This is a genomic window from Brevibacillus thermoruber 423 (assembly GCF_000454065.1).
In the GTDB taxonomy this organism is placed as follows: Bacteria; Bacillota; Bacilli; order Brevibacillales; family Brevibacillaceae; genus Brevibacillus; species Brevibacillus thermoruber.
In genome coordinates, this window is sequence record NZ_KE695649.1 from 550,508 (window position 1) to 568,518 (window position 18,011).

The window sequence follows — 18,011 nt, forward strand, 5'->3', positions numbered from 1 at the left end:
GGTGAAACAGTCTCGCTTGTACATCGGCTGCTGCCATCCGACGGCAGTATGAAGGCAGGTTACCCCACTTCTGACGCGAGGAGGATTCGATGATCAGGTCCTTTTCTTTGTTCGCGATGTTGTTGGCGACCATGCTGATCACCTCATTGCTTCCCCGTGCGGCCTCCGCTCCCCAGCCGGGGATCCCGGAGGTGACGGAGGCGAATCTGGCCCGGGCATGGGGGACGCTGCACGAAAAAACCTACGCGTTTCCCAACGGCGACCGCTACTGGGTCAAACGGTTGGAAGCGGGCACACACGACCAGCCGTACACGTTTTCCCTGTTCCTGCCGGGCCGGACGGGGACGTTCCGGTACATCCGGTACGCGGACGGCGACCCGCAAAAGCCCGTCTGGAGCGTCGTCAACCTGGAGGAGACGGCCCAACTGCCCAACGCGCCCGGCTTTCTCGAAACGGCCGACCGTCACGTCTGGATTGGTGCGCCGATCGTCTACCGGCCGTTGGGCAGGGGGACGATCGAAGAGAAGCGGGATCATTTTTTGCCGATAGCCGTGCACAAACAGGCGGGTGGTTTTGCGCTGGAGATCCGGATGCCGGTCCAAGCCGGATTGGTCAGCGAGATGTGGGCGCTGGAATCCAGCCATCCGCTGGTTCCCTGGGAAAGGGAGCAGTTCGCCTCCATCTGGATGGCGCTCGATCTGCAGCGCAAGGCAAAGTGGCTGTACGACGGGTACTACTACCAATCGCCGAGCACCTATGTTCCCTCTTCCCCGGACGCGTACTGGCGCATTCCCGAAAACTACGTGCTGCGCTCCCTGCTGTTCACCGGTCAAAGCCGGGCGGCCGAGGACGTGGCGTACGTCATGCTGGATACATCGGTGCAGAATCAGGAAGCGGAGGGGTACTGGAAGACGCTTCCGCTGTCGGAATGGCTGTGGCAGGAGTACGGCATCCCGGACGGGTTTTTTGACACCCGGTTCAACACGGGCGCGGCCGAACTGATGCTGGAGGGCTGCAGGCAGTACAGGGACACCCGCTTTTGTCAGGCGGCGCAAAAGTACGCGGCCTTTTTCCGCGATTATGCGGCCCGCCACCACTTCGTCGTCGACGGCGTGAATGTCGGGTGGCTGGTGGCCGATTACGCCCACCCCGGCGGGAACCGAAAGACCCACGTTTCGCTCAATCACCAGTTGGCGGAGATCAACTTCCTGCTGAACATGTACGTGCAGTTTGGCAATCCGACCGACAGGGAACTGGCGGCGATCATGCTGAACGGCGTCGTCAATCTGGGCCCCAAGTGGGTGGCGCCGAACGGAGACCTCTACTATGCGCGATTCCCCGACGGATCGTTCGGCCGTACCGACTATCCCTATCTGACCTACAATGACCTGCGGGAGACGCAGAGGCTGTATTGGACCGTGTACGGCCGGGAAGAGCCGGAGCTCGACCGGCTGATACGCAGCAAGCGGGCGTGGATGGACGCCAACGGGGTGGTCAATCCGTTTCCGGAGTAGGCGAGCGACAGCGAGGTGCCGCGCGGGCACCTCTGTTTGTTTTTCTTTCAGCAAGGGGTTTTCTCCAGCGCAAACAGGGTCATGAAACTGAGGGCTTCCCGCAGTTCCGCCGAAAGACGGCCGGCCAGCTCGGCGGGCACGCCGTCCTTGTAGACCGGCACCTCTTCCAGAAGCCGAAAGCCGTTTTCGGCGGCCAACTGCCTGGCTTCCCACGGCATCATCGTGTTCTGGATCGTCTCTTCGCCGTACAGGCGCCGGTAGCTGTGGGCCCGCGGGCCGGCCGTGGGGCCGAGTATGCCCAGGAGCAGCACGCCGCCGGGGGTGAGCAGACGGTGCAGCTCGCGCAGGGCGGCCAGCGGCGATGGCGTGAACTCGGTCACGTTGATGCAGAGAATGCCGCCAAAGCTGGCGTCGGCAAACGGCAGCGACGAGACGTCGCCGGTCTGAAACCGGACGGGCCAATCCTTTCCGCGTACCCGTTCGTTTGCCAACCGGATCATTTCCTCGGCAATGTCCACGCCTTCCACCCGATAGCCGTTTGCGGCCAGTTTGAAGCTGGCGTAGCCGTCCCCGCAGCCGGCATCCAGTATCGGTCCCGCTTCCGGCCGGACATGCCGCATAAACATCGGCAAAACGGTGCGGCGGCTGCCCGTTTCCCACATGGCTCCGCTGCGCGCATGCCAGTCGGCGGCAAATTGATTCCACTGTTTTGCCGCCTCGACGCTCCATTGACTCATGACAATCTCCAACCCCTTTCGCAATCGACGTGTCTCCCATCGCTTTTCGGAAAAACTTCACTTCGGGCAAATTTCTTCTTCATTGTACCAGGAGCGGCTGCAGCCGCGTACTTTATTGAATGAAAGCGTTCGCGCGTCTGCGCGTTATCCGGTGTTCTTGCGGGAGAAAACGCTTTCCATGTACGCTCATGATAACGACAAAATCATCTCAATCGCTATAAAATTTTGAAAAGTGGAGGGCGGAAGCGATGAGCAGCACCGATTTCTTTCCGATTCAAGACTGGGACTACGTGGAGTTTTACGTGGGCAACGCCAAGCAGGCCATGCACTACTTGACCAAGGCGTTCGGTTTTCGGGCCTGCGCGTATGCCGGACTGGAGACGGGTTTGCGCGACAAGGTGTCCTACGTGCTGAAGCAAAACCACCTCACCTTTGTCGTGACGGGGGCCCTCACCCCCGACGGACCGATCAGCGAGTTTGTGAAATTGCACGGCGACGGGGTGAAGGACGTGGCGCTGCGCGTCGAGGACTGCGAGCAGGCGTTTCGCGAAGCCGTCTCCCGCGGCGCCGTGCCGGTGATGGAGCCGACGGTGTTCAGCGATGAGCACGGCACGATCAAAAAGGCGGTCATCGCCACCTACGGGGACAACGTCCACTCCTTCATCGAGCGAAAACAGTACAGCGGGCCGTTCTTCCCCGGCTACGTCGCCTACGAATCCCCGGTGGAGGCGGAAGGCACCGGCCTGATCGGCATCGACCACATCGTCGGCAACGTGGAAGTGATGGACGAGTGGGTGCAGTACTACCAGAAAGTGATGGGCTTCACCGCCGTGCAAAACTTCAGTGACGAAGACATCTCCACCGAGTACTCCGCGCTGATGTCCAAAGTGATGCAGAGCGGCACCGGACGGATCAAGTTTCCCATCAACGAACCGGCGGAAGGACGCCGCAAGTCGCAGATTCAGGAATTCCTGGACTTTTACAGGGGACCGGGCGTGCAGCACATCGCCCTCTTGACCAACGACATCGTCGACACGGTTTCCAGGCTGCGGGCCAACGGCGTCGACTTCCTCCACGTGCCCGACACGTATTACGACGAGCTGAAAGACCGGGTCGGGGAAATCGAGGAGGACGTCGATACGCTGCGCCAGCTTCGCATCCTGGTGGACCGCGACGACGAAGGCTACCTGCTGCAGCTCTTCAGCAAGCCGATCGTCGACCGCCCGACGCTGTTTGTGGAAATCATTCAGCGCAAAGGGGCGCGCGGCTTCGGCAACGGCAACTTCAAGGCGCTGTTTGAGGCGCTGGAGCGCGAGCAGGAACGGCGCGGCAACCTGTAAGCCGCATGGACCTGACGCCATGCCCCCGGACCTGCCCGGGGGCTTTTGGTATTTTCAGTCTTGCGCGACGATTCTATTGACCGGGCGGCTGCCCGCTGGCGATAATGAAAGCATCAGTTTGACCGCAAAAAGGAGGGGCGCCGATGAATTTGTCCCTGATGGTGCCGCTGGCGGAGCGGACCGCCGTGCTGGTGGTGGCCGCGCTGCTGTTTACCCGCGTCAAGGCGTTCCGCAGTTTGCTGAACCAACGGGCGACTTTCAAGGATAAAGCGGTGATGGTGCTGATCTTTTCCGCCATCTCCATTCTCGGAACCTACAACGGCATCTGGTACCTGGACGCGATTGCCAACTCGCGCGTGATCGGCACGGTGGTGGCGGGCCTTTTGGCCGGGCCCTGGGTGGGGCTGCTGACCGGGCTGGTGGCCGGCATCCACCGGTACACGCTCGGCGGCTTTACCGACCTCGCCTGCGCGATCTCCACGATCAGCGAAGGGCTGCTGGCCGGTCTCGTCTACCAGTTCCGCCGCTCCCGGGAGATTCGCTGGACGACGGCGCTGGCCGTGGGGTTCATCGCCGAATGGATGCAAATGGGCATCATCCTGCTGGTGGCCAGACCGTACGCGGACGCGCTGACACTGATCAAGGCGATCAGCGTGCCGATGTCGGTGGTCAACGCGCTGGGCATCGCGATCCTGATCATCATCATCGACCTCGTCAAGACGGAAGAAGACCGGATCGGCGCCCTGCAGGCCCAGCGGACGCTGCAGGTGGCGGACAAGACGCTCTCCTACCTGCGGCAGGGCCTGACCTACGAGTCGGCGAAAAAGGTGGCGGAAGAGATTTTGCGCACGACCCGGGTGGCGGCGGTGGCGATCACCGACACGAAAACGGTGCTGGCCCACGTCGGTGCGGGCTCGTCCCATCACGTCGTCGGCCAGGCGATTTCGACCAAGGCGACCCGCGAGGTGCTGGCCACCAAAGAGGTGAAGATCGCCCGCACCAAGGAGGAAATCGGCTGCCGGGAGCCCAACTGTTCGCTGCGCTGCGCCATTCTCGTGCCGCTGATGCGGAAGCGGGGGGAGATGGCCGGCGTGCTGAAGCTCTACCAGGACCGCTCCCGCAAGCTGTCGGCGGTCGACCTGGAACTGGTGCGGGGACTGGGCAACCTGATCTCCACCCAACTGGAACTGGCCGATCTGGAGCGGCAGGCGCGCCTTCTGGCCGATGCGGAGATCAAGGCCCTGCACGCGCAGATCAACCCGCACTTTTTGTTCAACGCGCTCAACACGATCGTGTCGTTTATCCGCTTTCGCCCGGAGCAGGCGCGGGAGCTGCTGATCCATCTGGGCGAATACTTCCGCCGCAACCTGCACGACTCCGGCGGCTTTGTGACGCTGGCGGAAGAGCTGGAGCACATTGAGGCCTACCTGGCGATCGAGCGGGCCCGCTTCGGGGAAAAACTGCGGGTGGAGTACGACATCGAACCGGGGGTGGACCGCTATCTGGTGCCCGGTCTGGTGCTGCAGCCGCTGGTGGAAAACGCCGTCAAGCACGGCCTGCTGCCCAAGCGGGAAGGGGGCGTCGTGCGGATCGCCGCCCGCCGCCGGGACCGGCAGACGCTGGAGCTGTCGGTGGCGGACAATGGCGTCGGGATCGCCGGCGACCCGTTCGTGCCGCCGCCGCAGCCGGACGGCAAGCGCCGTCTCTCCGGGATCGGGCTGTCCAACGTCCGCAGCCGGCTGCAGTCGATCTACGGCGAGCCGTACGGAATCGCGATCGAGAGTGAAAAGGGGAAGGGAACGACCTGCGTCATACAACTGCCGATAGGAGTGAAAGCGCATGCTGAAAGCGTTCATCGTGGATGACGAAGCGCCCGCCCGCGCCGAGCTTCGCTATCTGCTGGAACAATTTCCGGACGTGACGGTGATCGGGGAGGCGGCGAGCGGCGAGGAAGCGATCGAATCCATCCCCGGGGCGGAACCGGACGCCGTCTTTCTGGACATCCACCTGCACGACCGTGACGGCGTGGATGTCGGCCAGGAACTGTACGAGTCGATGGGGAAGCCGCCCGTCATCATCTTTGCCAGCGCGTACGAGATTCACGCCGTGCGCGCCTTCGAGACGGACGCGGTGGACTACATCGTCAAGCCGTTCAGTGAACACCGCCTGGAAAAGACGATCAACCGGGTCCGCCGGCTGCGCCGGCAAAGCGAAGCGGCACAGGCCCACGCCCCCCATCTGGAGGAGCGGCTGAACACCCTGCTCCAGTCCGTCCTGGCCCACCAGCAGCCGCGCCGCATCCCCGTGGAGAAAAGCGGCAAGATCATGCTGATCGATCCGAACGACATCGTCTTCGCCACGCTGGACGGCCGGTACGCCACCATTTACACCGAAGCGGACCAGTACGCCACCTCGTTTACCCTGCAGGAGCTGGAGAGCAGGCTGTCCCCGCACCAGTTTTTCCGCACCCACCGGGCCTACATCGTCAATCTGTCGAAGACGGCGGAACTGGTGCCATGGTTCAAGGGAGCGGTCCACCTGGTGATGCAGGACGCGCGCCGGACGGAAGTGCCGGTCAGCCGAAACGTGGTGAAGGAACTGAAAAAGCGGCTGGGGTTCTAATGGAAGTACCGCTCGTTCATGCGCCGTTATCGCCGTTCATGTCTTCATTTGTACTGTTCAGACAATTTCCATTCTTCGCGCTCCCCCTTCCGTGATACGGTATGGTTAGGTTTTATGTCTTTATTCATAGGCAAGGGGGAAGGACCAATGAAAAAATGGCTGCTCTCAGCCCTGATCTGGGGCGGGATTGCCGCCTTGGGCGCGATCGGATTCGGCTTTTTGGCGCTCTCCCGGGGCGAACACGTCAACTCGTTCTGGCTTCTGACGGCCGCGATCTGCACGTATGCCGTCGCGTACCGGTTCTACAGCCGCTTCATCGCGAACAAAATCATGGGCCTGGACGACAACCGGGCCACGCCGGCGGAAGTGAACAACGACGGAAAGGACTTTGTGCCTACGAACAAGTGGGTGCTGTTCGGCCACCACTTTGCGGCGATCGCCGGGGCCGGCCCGCTCGTCGGTCCGACGCTGGCCGCGCAGATGGGCTACCTGCCGGGGACCATCTGGATTATCGTCGGGGTGGTGCTGGGTGGCGCCGTCCAGGACTTCGTCATCCTGTTCGGGTCGATGCGCCGCAACGGCAAGACGCTCGGCCAGATCGCCAAGGAAGAGATCGGGCCCTTCGGCGGCGCGCTGGCGCTGGTGGGCATCCTGGCGATCATGGTGATCCTGATTGCCGTTTTGGCGATGGTTGTTGTAAACGCTCTCGCGGAATCGCCGTGGGCGACGTTCACCATTTTCATGACGCTGCCGATTGCCCTGCTGATGGGCCTGTACATGCGCTACATCCGTCCGGGACGGGTGCTGGAAGGCTCGCTGATCGGTCTGGCGCTCTTGTTCCTGTCGCTCTGGTGGGGGCAGGCGGTGGCCGCTTCGCCCACCTGGGGACCGGCCTTTACGTTCAGCAAGGTGCAGCTCGCCTGGATGATCATCATCTACGGGTTCATCGCGTCCGTCCTGCCGGTCTGGCTGCTGCTGGCGCCGCGTGACTACCTGAGCTCGTTTTTGAAAGTCGGCACGATTGCCGTGCTGGCGGTCGGCATCCTGCTGACGCTGCCGCCGCTGCAGATGCCGGCGCTGACCAAGTTTATCGACGGCACGGGCCCCGTATTTGCGGGCAATCTGTTCCCGTTCCTGTTCATCACCATCGCCTGCGGCGCGGTCTCCGGCTTCCACGCGCTGGTGTCGTCAGGGACGACGCCGAAGATGATCGCCAAGGAATCGCACGCGCCGTTGATCGGCTACGGCGGGATGCTGATGGAGTCGGCCGTCGCCATCATGGCGATGATCGCCGCCTGCGTGCTGACACCGGGCATGTACTTTGCGATCAACTCGCCGGCTGCCGTGATCGGCGTCGACGCCGCCGCTGCGGCGCAGACGATCAACAGTTGGGGCTTTACCATTACGCCGGACCAGATTACCGCGATGGCGAACGACATCAAGGAGAACACGATTCTCTCCCGGACCGGCGGAGCGCCGTCGCTGGCGATCGGGATGGCGACCATCTTCTCCGGCATCCTCGGCGGCAAGGCGTTGATGGCCTTCTGGTACCACTTTGCGATCCTGTTTGAAGCCGTTTTCATTCTGACCACGATTGACGCCGGCACCCGCGTCGGCCGCTTCATGGTGCAGGATCTCCTGGGCAACGTGTTTCCGAAAATGAAGCGGGTGGATTGGATGCCCGGCAACCTGATCGGGTCCGCCCTGATTTCGGCCGGATGGGGGTACTTCCTGCTGCAGGGCGTGATGGACCCCCTGGGCGGCATCTATACGCTGTGGCCGCTGTTCGGCATCGCCAACCAGATGCTGGCCGCGATCGCCTTTGTCGTCGGGACGACGCTCATCTTCAAGATGGGCAAGGCCCGGTACTCCTGGGTCACGCTGGTGCCGATGGCCTGGCTGACCGCCGCAACGCTGACGGCCGGCTGGCAAAAGCTGTTCCACAGCGACCCGAAAATCGGCTTCCTCTCCCATGCCGAAGCGTTCCAGAAGGCGCTTGACGCCGGCACCCTGCCGAAAGGCGTCAAGTCGGTGGAAGCCGCGCAAAAGATGATTTTCAACGACCAGATTGACGCCGTTGTCTGCGCCATCTTCATGGCGATCACCATCGGCATCATTCTGGACGGCCTTCGCCTGTGGATCAACATCCTGCGCGGCAGGCAGTATCCGCTGTACGAGTCTCCGTACGTCCAGTCCAAAGGGGACAATTACTACGACGGGAAAGGGCATCACGTGGCATGAGACGCAGGTGGAGAGCGATTCGCCAGTCGCTGCGCAAGGTACGTTCGACCATCAAGACCATCTTCGGCATGCCGGACTATGACCGTTATCTGCAGCATTGGTACGCGACCCACGCCAAACCGGGCATGTTTCCGATGACGGAGCGGGAGTACTACATGTACGCGCTGCGGGAGCGGTATGAAAAAGGCGGGGTGACGCGCTGCTGTTAGACGCGCGCGGCCGCTGGCACACAAGAGGAAACGGGAGGTCCGGCTGACGGGCCTCCCGCCGCTTTCCGGCTGTCCGGCGGCAGACAGGCGCGTCGACAACCGGGACAGACGGAACGGTGTATCCGCAGGCAAAGTATGGTACACTATAGGCAAAGTCAAGATGTGGGTGGCGATTCGTGTGCAAGCATCAACTCTGACGGCGTTGAAAGAGCTGGCCCTTCACTGCGCCCGAAGCGCGGGTGAGCTGAGCCTCGCGCGAATGAAGCAGCCGTTTACCGTCGAATACAAGACGTCCGCCTCCGACCTGGTCACCGCCGTGGACAAAGAAGTGGAAAAACACGTGGTCGAGACGATTTTGCGCCATTTTCCCGACCACGGCATTCTCGGGGAGGAGAGCACGTTTGCCGGCGATCCCCGCCAGTTTGACACGCTGTGGGTGATCGATCCGATCGACGGCACCACCAACTTTGTCCACCAGCAGATCAACTTTTCCGTCTCCATCGCCGTCTACCACAAGGGGGAGGGACTGGTCGGCGTGGTGTACGATCCTTCCCGCGACGAGATGTTTTACGCGACAAAAGGAGAAGGCGCGTACCTCAACGACCAGCCGCTGCGCCTGGAGCGGCAGGTGAAGCTGGAAGAAGCGCTGCTGTGTACGAGCGTCTTCTGGAACAAGCGGGCGGAGCAGATCGGCATTGACCTGATCGTGAAAAAACTGGCCGGCAAGGTGCGGGGGATGCGCCTCTTGGGCAGCGCGGCGCTGGAAATGGCCTACGTGGCCGCGGGAAGGCTGGACGGATACGTCAGCCTGTCGCTGAACGCCTGGGATTTTGGCGCCGGCAGGATCATTGTGGAAGAAGCGGGCGGACGCGTGACGACGATGACCGGCAGCCCGCTGCCGTTTGACCGGAAAAGCAGCGTGATGGCCTGCAATCCCGCGTTTTACGAAGAACTGCAGCATTACCTCAACCTCACGGAAAACGATATGGCGGACAATGGCGCGACATGACAAAAAACCACTGGAAACCGGTCCAGTGGTTTTTCGGTTTTTCCGGACAGCGTATCGTGACGTTTCCTACAACTGTCCTTTCTCCAGCAGCATGTGCACCGTCAGCACAAACATCGCGTGGGACCAGGTCAGCGGCACCACCCAGGCGGGCTCGCCGGTCTGCCTGTCGACCTGCTCCGGCAGCAGATCGAGCGGGCTGGCGTGGGCGACGGCCCACGCCAGATGACGTTTGGCCTCGTCAAACCGGCCCTGGGCGATCCGGAACTGGGCGAGCCACAGGGTGGTGAGAATCCACGGATTGCCGCCGATGTAGCGGTCGTCTTCGTAGCGGCGGATGCCGCCGACGCCGGGGACGGCGCAGGCGCGTTCGATCGCGTCGGCAGTGCGGGCCATGCGCGGATCGGACGCATCCAGCAGGCCAAACGGCACGCTGAGACCGAGCAGACTGATGTCGTAGACCGGATCGTGCTGGACGTAATAGGAGACGTATCCCTTCTCGTCCGTCTCCGCAAAAGCGGGGAAGCCGGACTCGACGGCGCGCTGGTAGGCGGAGCGGTCCACCTGCAGCTTGAGCGCGCGGTAAAACGTTCCCCGCCGTTCGTCGTAGGCCCGCGTCAAAATGGCCTCTTTCAAAGCCTTCGCGGCCTCCTCCCAGCGGTGGGCCAGGCCGGTTTTCCCCAGCTCCCGAGCCATTGCCGCCGCGGCGGTTACGCCGGCGTGTACGGCGGCGGCGGAATACGTGTGCTCCGCGCTGCGCTCCTCCCAGAGGTCGCGGCTGGGCAGCGGCAGCCCGGTGTCGCGGTCCAGGTAGGAGAGCAGGAAGGTCGTCCCTTTTTCCACGGCCGGCCACACCTCTTCGAGAAATGCCCGGTCCCGCGTCGCCACATAGTGCTGGTGCATCCCCCAGAGGATCGAACCGCCCTCGTCGATCTGCAGCCCCCAGGAAGGGGCCAGCCGTCCGTCGTGATAGTGGCGCTGCTGAAACGAGCCGTCCGGATCCTGGGCCGTCAGCGTCCAGCGGTAGAACATCCGGGACATGCCGCTCAGACCGGCCCGGTCAAAGGCGGTCGTGATGTACGCCGCGTCCCGTCCCCAGCAGTAGGCGTAGCCGCCGCAGCGGGTGAAGGCCTCGTCAAACTCCGGCGCGGCGATCACGCAGCCGGTCTGTTCGTCCGCCATCAGCCGGAAGACGAGCAGGGAACGCTCGTAGACGCGGCGAGTCCGCTCGTCGCAGCCGGCAGGGAGGGCGGGCTGTACGTCCAGGTAGTCGTGCCAGTAGCGCACGGTCCGCTCCAGATGGTCCTCGGCCGAGGCGGCAAACGCCCGGCGCATGGCGTTTACCGCCTCGTCCACCCGACTTCCCGCCGTGAGATAGACGGGGATGGCGGCCGTCTCCCCCGGTTCCAGCGGGAACGTCCAGCCGAGCGCCCCGTCCGGCGCCATCGCCACCCTGGTGCCCGGCAAATACCCCCGGGACGCGTGCTTCCAGGCGTCGGCGCAGGTGTACTGGGCGCACCCCAGCGGACTGGCCAGCGCAAACGCGTATTGATGACGAAAGTACACCAGTCCGTCGATGTGGGGGTCATAGGTGACGCAGTTGTACAGGCGATTTTCCCCGATGGTGAGCGAAGCGGCGCAGAAAAAGCGGAGCCGGATCGGTTTGCGGCCTGTGTTGGTCCATTTGTACAAGCGAACCAACAGCGGCTCGCCAGGAACGGCAAAATCGACGGTTTCCCAGCGCAGAGGCAGACGGCGGGCCGCCCCTGCCGTGCGCAGCACGTTGGTCCGCGGCAGGTAAGCCTGCTCCCATTGCCACTCAGCCGGGTCGTCTGTCCAAACGGTCTCCTCGCTTTCTTCCTCCACAAAGACGCCGGCGCGCATCCGCTCCACGTGCTGCGGGAAGTCAACATGCGGCCACCAGAGGCGGTACAGCTCCCCGCTGCGCCCCAGAGCGGCCAGCATCGACGCGTTGCCGATGACAGCGTCGTTGAGATACGGTTTTCCAGTGACAGGATTCATCATGTGGATTCTCCTTCCCAAGAAGCGTCTTCCCCGATTACGCATCCGGCTGTCGGGCGGATGAGCCGCGGACGATCAGCCGGTGGGGCAGCACGATCTGTGGCTGTGTGATCGTCTCGCCGGCCAGCTTGCGGATCAGCAGTTGGACGGTCGTGTAGCCGAGGTGGTAAATGCCGATGTCCACGGTGCTGATCGGTGGATTGCTCAGTTCGGACAGCATGATGTTGTTGAAGCTGACCACTGAGACATCGTCGGGGACACGCATCCCCGCTTCGTACAGTTGGCGGATAAACCCAAATGCGATCACGTCGTCGATCACGACGAAAGCGGTCGGCCGTTCCGGCTGGCTCATCATCAGGGACGTGGCGTGGAAGCCGCCGGCCTGAAGCATCTCCGCCGTCATTACCCACTCCTGGCGAAACGGGAGCCCCGCTTCGGCGAGCGCCCGCTTGTAGCCTTCCAGCCGATCCTCCGAGACGACCATGTCCGGCGGTCCGCTGACAAAACCGATATGCTCGTGCCCCTGAGCGATCAGATGGCGGGTGGCGTCAAACGCGGCCTGCACGTTGTTGTTGTTGACGCACAAGAGGTCGCTCCGCTCCAGCGAGCGGCCCAGCAGGACGAAGGGAAAGTCGTGCTCCAGCAACAGATCCACCAGCGGGTCCGCCTTGCGGGGGGCCATCAGGATGATGCCGTCTACGCGGCGGCCGAGGATCATCCGGTTGACCGACTCCAGCTCTTCCGGGCGGCTGTTGGCCGATGACATCAGCACGTCGTATCCGGCTGATTGCGCGCAGGCCAGCATGCCGCGCAGCACCTCAGAAAAAAATGGATTGACAAACTCTTCGACGGAACGGGGCAGAACAAGCCCGATCGTTTGCGTGCTTTTGGAAACGAGGCTTTTGGCCATGATGTTGGGATGGTAGCCAAGCGCCTCCATGGCCTCCCGGACTTTTCGCACCGTCGCCGGACTGATTTTCGGATGATGGGACAGGACCCGGGACACGGTGGAAGGAGAGACTCCCGCCGCGCGGGCCACATCCTTGATCGTAACGGACATACAATCCTCCCAGTTCTGTGCAAACGTTTGTTTTTCAACATCGTACCGGAAAAGCATCCGCTTGTAAACTGTTAATGCGCAAAAATAGGGAATGAATGAAATATACAGAAAAAAGACGCATGCGAGAAAAATTGGTAGAATTACGGCGATATTCTATCATAAAAAGGAAAAATGACCAAATATGGCTGTTTGCAAGCGTTTTCTCGGCTGGATTGTTTCGTGTAGGATGGTAGTACATGCAAGGCGGTTTTGCCGCGTGTTCCATTTGGGGGGCTCTGACACGATCATGTGCAATCGTTTGCATTAACTTGTACGCTGACCCGCAACACTGCCAAAACAGCTTCGGTTTGCAGACTGTCCCCCAAGCAGCCGCCCTCTCGACGGGGGCACCGCCAGAATGGTCCGCGGCGACACGTCCGGCAGATTAACCTGTATATCAGGAAGAAAGAGGGGTACATGGATGAAACGCTTTTTCAGCATTTTTACCGCGATGGCGTTGGTTGGTTCGCTGTTGGCCGGCTGCGGCGGCTCCAGCGAGGCAGGCGGTCAGCAGGGAGGGCCGGCGCAGCAGAAGGACGGGCCCGTCACGCTAACATTCTGGACGACGATGCGCGAATCAGAGACAGTGGCGCTGAGGGAACTGATCAGCCAGTTTGAACAGGAAAACAAAGAGATCAAGGTAAACCTGGAGCTGATCCCGTTCGGCGAGGCTCAGAACAAGTTTCGCACTGCGGCGCAGGCCGGCAACGGACCGGACGTGATCCGCTCCGAAGTGGCTTGGACGCCGGAGTTTGCCAAAATGGGGCTGCTGGAGCCGCTGGACAGCTACTTTACGGATCAGGACGACTTCCTTGAGGCGCCGCTCTCCTACAGCAAGTGGAACGGCCACGTCTGGAGCGTACCGGAGGTGACCGACGCGCTGGCTCTCTTGTACAACAAGCGGATGCTGAAAGAGGCCGGGTTCAACGAGCCGCCCCGGACGATGGACGAATTTGCCGCAGCCGCCAAGGCGCTGTCCAACGGCAAAGACAGGTGGGGCTTCTACCACCGCCAGACGGAAGCCTACTTCTCGCTGCCGTTTATCTGGGCGTTTGGCGGGGGGCTGATCGACGACAACTTGCAGGTGCTGATCAACACGCCGGGTGCGGTGAAGGGCATCGAGTTTGCCTTGAAACTGCGCGATCAGGATCACGTGTACCCGAAGGATCTGGATGCGGCCAACAGCTACCAGAACATGAATGAAGCCTTTAAAAAAGGGAGCGCGGCAATGATTTTCAACGGCCCCTGGGCTACCTCCGACATTCTCTCAGGGGAAGAGTTCCGCGATCCGAACAACCTGGGGATCGCTCCGATTCCGGCCGGACCGGACGGGCATACCGGCTCTCCCGTGGGCGGGCACAGCCTGGCCATCTACGCCGGCTCCAAGTCAAAAGAGGCCGCCTACAAGCTGATCGCTTTCCTCACCAGCAAGGAGAGCCAGGCCAAATTGGCGAGCAAAAACGGCACACTGCCGACGCGCAAATCGGCGTACGAGATGCCGGAAATCAAGGAGAACCGGCTGATCTCCGATTTTAAGGCGGTAATGGAAAGCGCCAAGAACCGGCCGGTCATTCCGGAAGGGGGACAGATTTTCGCCTCGTTCGATCCCGAGATCCAGGCGATCTACAAGGGCGAGAAAAAGCCGCAGGAAGGGCTGGACGCGGTTGCCGGCGCGTGGAAGGCGCTGCTGGGACAATAGCGAATGAAAACGAAAACCGCATGAAGGCGCGAGGGAGAATGGCCGATGGGCTTTTCTTCCCTTCGCGCTGTCGAAGGACGTTGTTGGAAAAAGGGGGGCGTGATGGTTGACAATACGCAGCAACAAGTGGATCGCCTGGCTGTTTCTCACGCCTGTGCTTGTGGTGATGGCGCTGTTGGTGTTTTATCCGCTGGTGCAGGGAATCATCTACAGCTTTACTGACATGAACCAGTACAACATGGGCAGTAAATTTGCCCCGCCCAGTTGGACGTTTGTCGGACTGGACAACTACGTCGATTTGTTTGCCTCGATTTTCAAGCCCGATTCGGTGTTTCGCGACGTGATTGTGCAGACGCTGGTCTGGACGTTTGTCAATGTCTTTTTCCATTTCGTCATCGGGTTGGGGCTGGCGCTTCTGCTGAACCGCAACATCAAAGGACGCGGCATCTACCGCATGCTGCTGATGGTTCCGTGGGCGGTGCCGTCGTTTGTCTCCGCCTTTTCCTGGACGTGGATGTACAACCAAACGTACGGCTTGTTCAACATCGTCCTGCAAAAGCTGGGCTTCGCGCCGATTCCCTGGCTGAGTGACAGCTTTTGGGCGATGGTCTCGGTGATCATGGTCAACGTCTGGGTGGGCGTGCCGTTCATGATGATCACGCTGTTGGGCGGCCTGCAAAGCATCCCGCCATCCCTCTACGAGGCGGCCCGCGTGGACGGAGCTTCGCCGTGGAGCCAGTTCTGGAACATCACGTTGCCGCTCCTGAGGCCGGTGGCGGCGACGGCGACTGTGCTCGGCGTGATCTGGACGTTCAACATGTTCACCATCATTTTCCTGGTGACGCGCGGCGGGCCGGTCCGCTCCACGGAAATTCTCGTCACCTACGCCTACCGGGAGGCGTTCATGAACTGGAACTTCGGTATGGCCGCCACTTACGGCGTGGTGATTTTCAGCTTTCTGCTCGCCTTTACGGTGCTGTACCGGCGGCTGATCAAAGCCAACAGCGGCGAGGGGGTGTACTACTGAGATGCGCACGTCCAACTGGTGGGTGCACCTTCTCTTGATCGCCGCATCCGCGATTGCCGTCTTTCCCGTGCTGTGGATTCTCGCCACCAGCTTCAAACCGCGGGCGGAAGTGTTTTCGACCGAGCTGTCCATCGTTCCGCACACGTTTACCTGGGACAATTACGTTCACGTGCTGACCCGTGCCGACGGCGTCTTTTTGCAGTGGATGGCCAACAGCTTCCTCGTCGCGCTCTTGACCGCGCTTGTGGCGCTGTCATTGTCCACCACGGCGGCCTACGCCATGTCCCGCTTCCGCTTTGCCGGCAAACGGGCGATCTCCTTCAGCTTTTTTCTCACCCAGATGTTCCCGGGGGCGCTGTTGATCGTGCCGCTGTACCGGATTGTCAACGCGCTGGGGCTGTTGAACAGCTACCTCGGCCTGGTGCTCGCATATGCTACGGTAGCGGTGCCGTTTTGCGTGATGATGCTGAAAAACTACTTTGACACGATTCCCTACGAGCTGGAGGAAGCGGCGCGGGTGGACGGCTTGTCCCACTTCGGCGCGTTTTGCCGGATCGTGCTGCCGCTGTCGCTGCCGGGTATCGCCGTGACCGGCTTCTTCGCCTTCATCACGGCGTGGAACGAGTTTTTGATCGCCCTCACCTTCATGTCCGAACAGCGAATGTACACGCTGCCGATCGGCTTGCAGCAGTTTGTCAACCAGTTCAATTCCGACTGGCATTACATGGCGGCCGGGGCGATCATCGTCACGCTGCCCGTGCTGATCGTCTTTTTGCTGGCGCAGCGCTATCTGATTACCGGCTTGTCCTCCGGCGGGACAAAAGGGTGAAGCGACGGGAGGGGAGTGCCGTGACGACGAGGTCCTTGATCGACCACAGCATCGACATCATCCTGCGCCACCAGGCGGAGACGGGCGCCTATCTGGCATCGCCTGCGTTTGTCCATTACCGGTACGCCTGGCTGCGGGACGGGGCGTTTGTCGCCTATGCGCTGGACCGCTTCGGCCGCCATGAGAGCTCCCGCCGCTTTTACGCCTGGTGTGATTCCGTGGTGAACAAACACGCCGGCAAGGCCAAAGCGGCGATCGCCGCTGTTCGCGCGGGGTGGGCAGGCAGCGCGGCGGAGGCCAACAGGCGCTTCCTGCACGCCCGCTTCACCGTCGACGGAGACGAAGTGGCGGGAGAATGGGGCAGCTTTCAGTTGGACGGGTACGGGACGTGGCTCTGGGGGCTGGCGGAGCATGTCCGCCGCAGCGGGGAGCGGAGCCTGATCGAGCGGTTTCGCGCCTCCGTCGACCTGACGCTGGACTACCTCGGGGCGTGCTGGCAGATGCCTAACTTTGACTGCTGGGAGGAGCACGGCGACCGCATCCACCCGGCGACACTGGCGGCCGTATACGGCGGCGTGCGGGCGATGGCGGACTGTCTGCCGGAACGGGCGGAGGAGCTGAACGGCTTGGCCGATGCCGTCCGCCGCTTCGTGCTGGAGCGGGGAACGGAGAACGGCGCGTTTGTGAAGTCGCTGGGCGATCCGTCGGCAGACGCCAGCCTGCTGTGGCTGTCCCTGCCGTTCGGACTGGTGGACGCAGACGACCCGTTGATGGTCCGGACCGTGACGCGGATCGAGCGGGAGCTTCTGGCCGGCTTCGGCGTTCACCGCTACCGGGGCGACACTTATTACGGCGGCGGGCAGTGGCCGCTCTTGTCCGCCTGGCTGGGCTGGTATTACGTGCGAAACGGCCGACGCAGCGAGGCCGCGGCAATTTGCCGCTGGATCGAATCGACCCGGACGACGGACGGCCTGCCGGAGCAGGTGCAGGAGCATCTGCTCGCGCCTGACCGCTACCAGCCGTGGGTGGAGCGGGCCGGGATGCCGGCGGTGCCGCTTCTGTGGTCGCACGCGATGTACCTGGTATTGGCGGATGAGCTGAAGGCGGCGGGGCATGAAGAACAGAAAACGCGGGTACCCTGAGGGGGCCCGCGTCTTTTTTTCAGGGGGCTAAAACAGTATCAGAAAGGCGGCGACGGCCAGCACCAGGACAATCCCGATCATGGTCACGGAGGCAAAGCCGATGAAGAGGGACTTGAGTGGTTCGATGATCCACTCGAAGACAAAGCGCGCCAGCAGAATTTTCCCGTCCGTCTGCCTGTTGGCCACCCGCAGAAACGCGACGAGGACGCAAACGGCGGTAAACATCAACGCGCAACGGAAGACCATGTAAAAATAGTCAGGGTAACTCACAGCCGTGCTGACATCGCCCAGCCAGCCGATCCGCTCCTGGCCGATGGGCACGAAGATGACCGTCAAGGCAAATCCGATCAGAAAGCTGTAGACGGCCGTCTTGAGCAGCCTTTTCTCCACGTGCATAAACCTCCACTTTTTTACAGATCATATAGCAAGAATATGTTTGTTTGCACATAAAAATGCTGATGTGACGCGGATTTTTTATACTGGAACTGTATAAGTTTATCAATACTAATTAAATAAAAAATATT

At 61.7% G+C, this 18,011-nt stretch carries 15 protein-coding genes; 11 read left to right on the forward strand and 4 right to left on the reverse strand.

Going from position 1 to position 18,011, the window contains the following annotated elements; all coding sequences use genetic code 11:
* The first annotated feature begins 89 nt into the window (after positions 1–89).
* Entirely contained in the window at positions 90–1,514 is a 1,425-nt protein-coding gene (locus M516_RS0107650; RefSeq protein ID WP_029098597.1) for a hypothetical protein, read from the forward strand.
* Between the two features lie 47 nt (positions 1,515–1,561).
* Here the strand turns inward: M516_RS0107650 and M516_RS0107655 are convergent, their stop codons facing one another.
* A complete protein-coding gene (locus M516_RS0107655; RefSeq protein WP_029098598.1) occupies positions 1,562–2,251 on the reverse strand; it encodes a class I SAM-dependent methyltransferase in 690 nt (229 codons plus the stop codon).
* Positions 2,252–2,499: 248 nt separating this feature from the next.
* Here M516_RS0107655 and hppD point away from each other — a divergent pair, with 248 nt between their 5' ends.
* The 6 genes from hppD to M516_RS23005 all read left to right on the forward strand — a co-directional run bounded on the left by hppD (position 2,500) and on the right by M516_RS23005 (position 9,672).
* Positions 2,500–3,591 carry a 4-hydroxyphenylpyruvate dioxygenase gene (hppD, locus tag M516_RS0107660; protein ID WP_029098599.1) on the forward strand — a complete coding sequence of 364 codons (1,092 nt, stop codon included), beginning with the start codon at positions 2,500–2,502 and terminating at the stop codon, positions 3,589–3,591.
* A 143-nt stretch (positions 3,592–3,734) separates the two neighbouring features.
* On the forward strand, positions 3,735–5,456 hold the full coding sequence (locus M516_RS0107665) for a sensor histidine kinase (RefSeq protein ID WP_029098600.1): 1,722 nt from the start codon (positions 3,735–3,737) through the stop codon (positions 5,454–5,456).
* Positions 5,431–6,213 carry a LytR/AlgR family response regulator transcription factor gene (locus tag M516_RS0107670; RefSeq protein WP_029098601.1) on the forward strand — a complete coding sequence of 261 codons (783 nt, stop codon included), beginning with the start codon at positions 5,431–5,433 and terminating at the stop codon, positions 6,211–6,213. Before M516_RS0107665 ends, M516_RS0107670 begins: the two co-directional genes overlap by 26 nt.
* 147 nt (positions 6,214–6,360) lie before the next feature.
* On the forward strand, positions 6,361–8,454 hold the full coding sequence (locus M516_RS0107675; RefSeq protein WP_029098602.1) for a carbon starvation CstA family protein: 2,094 nt from the start codon (positions 6,361–6,363) through the stop codon (positions 8,452–8,454).
* The gene (locus tag M516_RS0107680; protein WP_029098603.1) at positions 8,451–8,663 is read left to right on the forward strand and encodes a CstA-like transporter-associated (seleno)protein; all 213 of its coding nucleotides are present in this window, start codon (positions 8,451–8,453) and stop codon (positions 8,661–8,663) included. The genes M516_RS0107675 and M516_RS0107680 overlap by 4 nt, the downstream gene beginning before the upstream one ends.
* 178 nt (positions 8,664–8,841) lie before the next feature.
* A complete protein-coding gene (locus tag M516_RS23005) occupies positions 8,842–9,672 on the forward strand; it encodes an inositol monophosphatase family protein (RefSeq protein ID WP_051188135.1) in 831 nt (276 codons plus the stop codon).
* 66 nt (positions 9,673–9,738) lie between these two features.
* On the opposite strand, the gene M516_RS0107690 is transcribed toward M516_RS23005, so the two are convergent.
* Together M516_RS0107690 and M516_RS0107695 are read right to left on the reverse strand one after the other, a co-directional pair.
* A complete protein-coding gene (locus M516_RS0107690; protein WP_333781410.1) occupies positions 9,739–11,694 on the reverse strand; it encodes a glycoside hydrolase family 15 protein in 1,956 nt (651 codons plus the stop codon).
* A gap of 34 nt (positions 11,695–11,728) precedes the next feature.
* Positions 11,729–12,751: a LacI family DNA-binding transcriptional regulator gene (locus tag M516_RS0107695; protein ID WP_029098605.1), complete on the reverse strand. Its 1,023-nt coding sequence runs from the start codon at positions 12,749–12,751 to the stop codon at positions 11,729–11,731.
* A 460-nt stretch (positions 12,752–13,211) separates the two neighbouring features.
* Here M516_RS0107695 and M516_RS0107700 point away from each other — a divergent pair, with 460 nt between their 5' ends.
* From M516_RS0107700 to M516_RS0107715, 4 genes are all read left to right on the forward strand, one after another.
* A complete protein-coding gene (locus tag M516_RS0107700) occupies positions 13,212–14,489 on the forward strand; it encodes an extracellular solute-binding protein (RefSeq protein WP_029098606.1) in 1,278 nt (425 codons plus the stop codon).
* 106 nt (positions 14,490–14,595) lie between these two features.
* The gene (locus M516_RS0107705) at positions 14,596–15,516 is read left to right on the forward strand and encodes a carbohydrate ABC transporter permease (RefSeq protein ID WP_029098607.1); all 921 of its coding nucleotides are present in this window, start codon (positions 14,596–14,598) and stop codon (positions 15,514–15,516) included.
* 1 nt (position 15,517) lies between these two features.
* Positions 15,518–16,345, forward strand: coding sequence for a sugar ABC transporter permease (locus tag M516_RS0107710; RefSeq protein ID WP_029098608.1), 828 nt, complete (start codon positions 15,518–15,520; stop codon positions 16,343–16,345).
* Positions 16,346–16,365: 20 nt separating this feature from the next.
* Positions 16,366–17,487 (forward strand): glycoside hydrolase family 15 protein, encoded by a 1,122-nt coding sequence (locus tag M516_RS0107715; RefSeq protein ID WP_029098609.1) that lies wholly within the window; start codon positions 16,366–16,368, stop codon positions 17,485–17,487.
* A gap of 27 nt (positions 17,488–17,514) precedes the next feature.
* On the opposite strand, the gene M516_RS0107720 is transcribed toward M516_RS0107715, so the two are convergent.
* Positions 17,515–17,877: a hypothetical protein gene (locus M516_RS0107720; RefSeq protein ID WP_152523362.1), complete on the reverse strand. Its 363-nt coding sequence runs from the start codon at positions 17,875–17,877 to the stop codon at positions 17,515–17,517.
* Between the last annotated feature and the right edge of the window lie 134 nt (positions 17,878–18,011).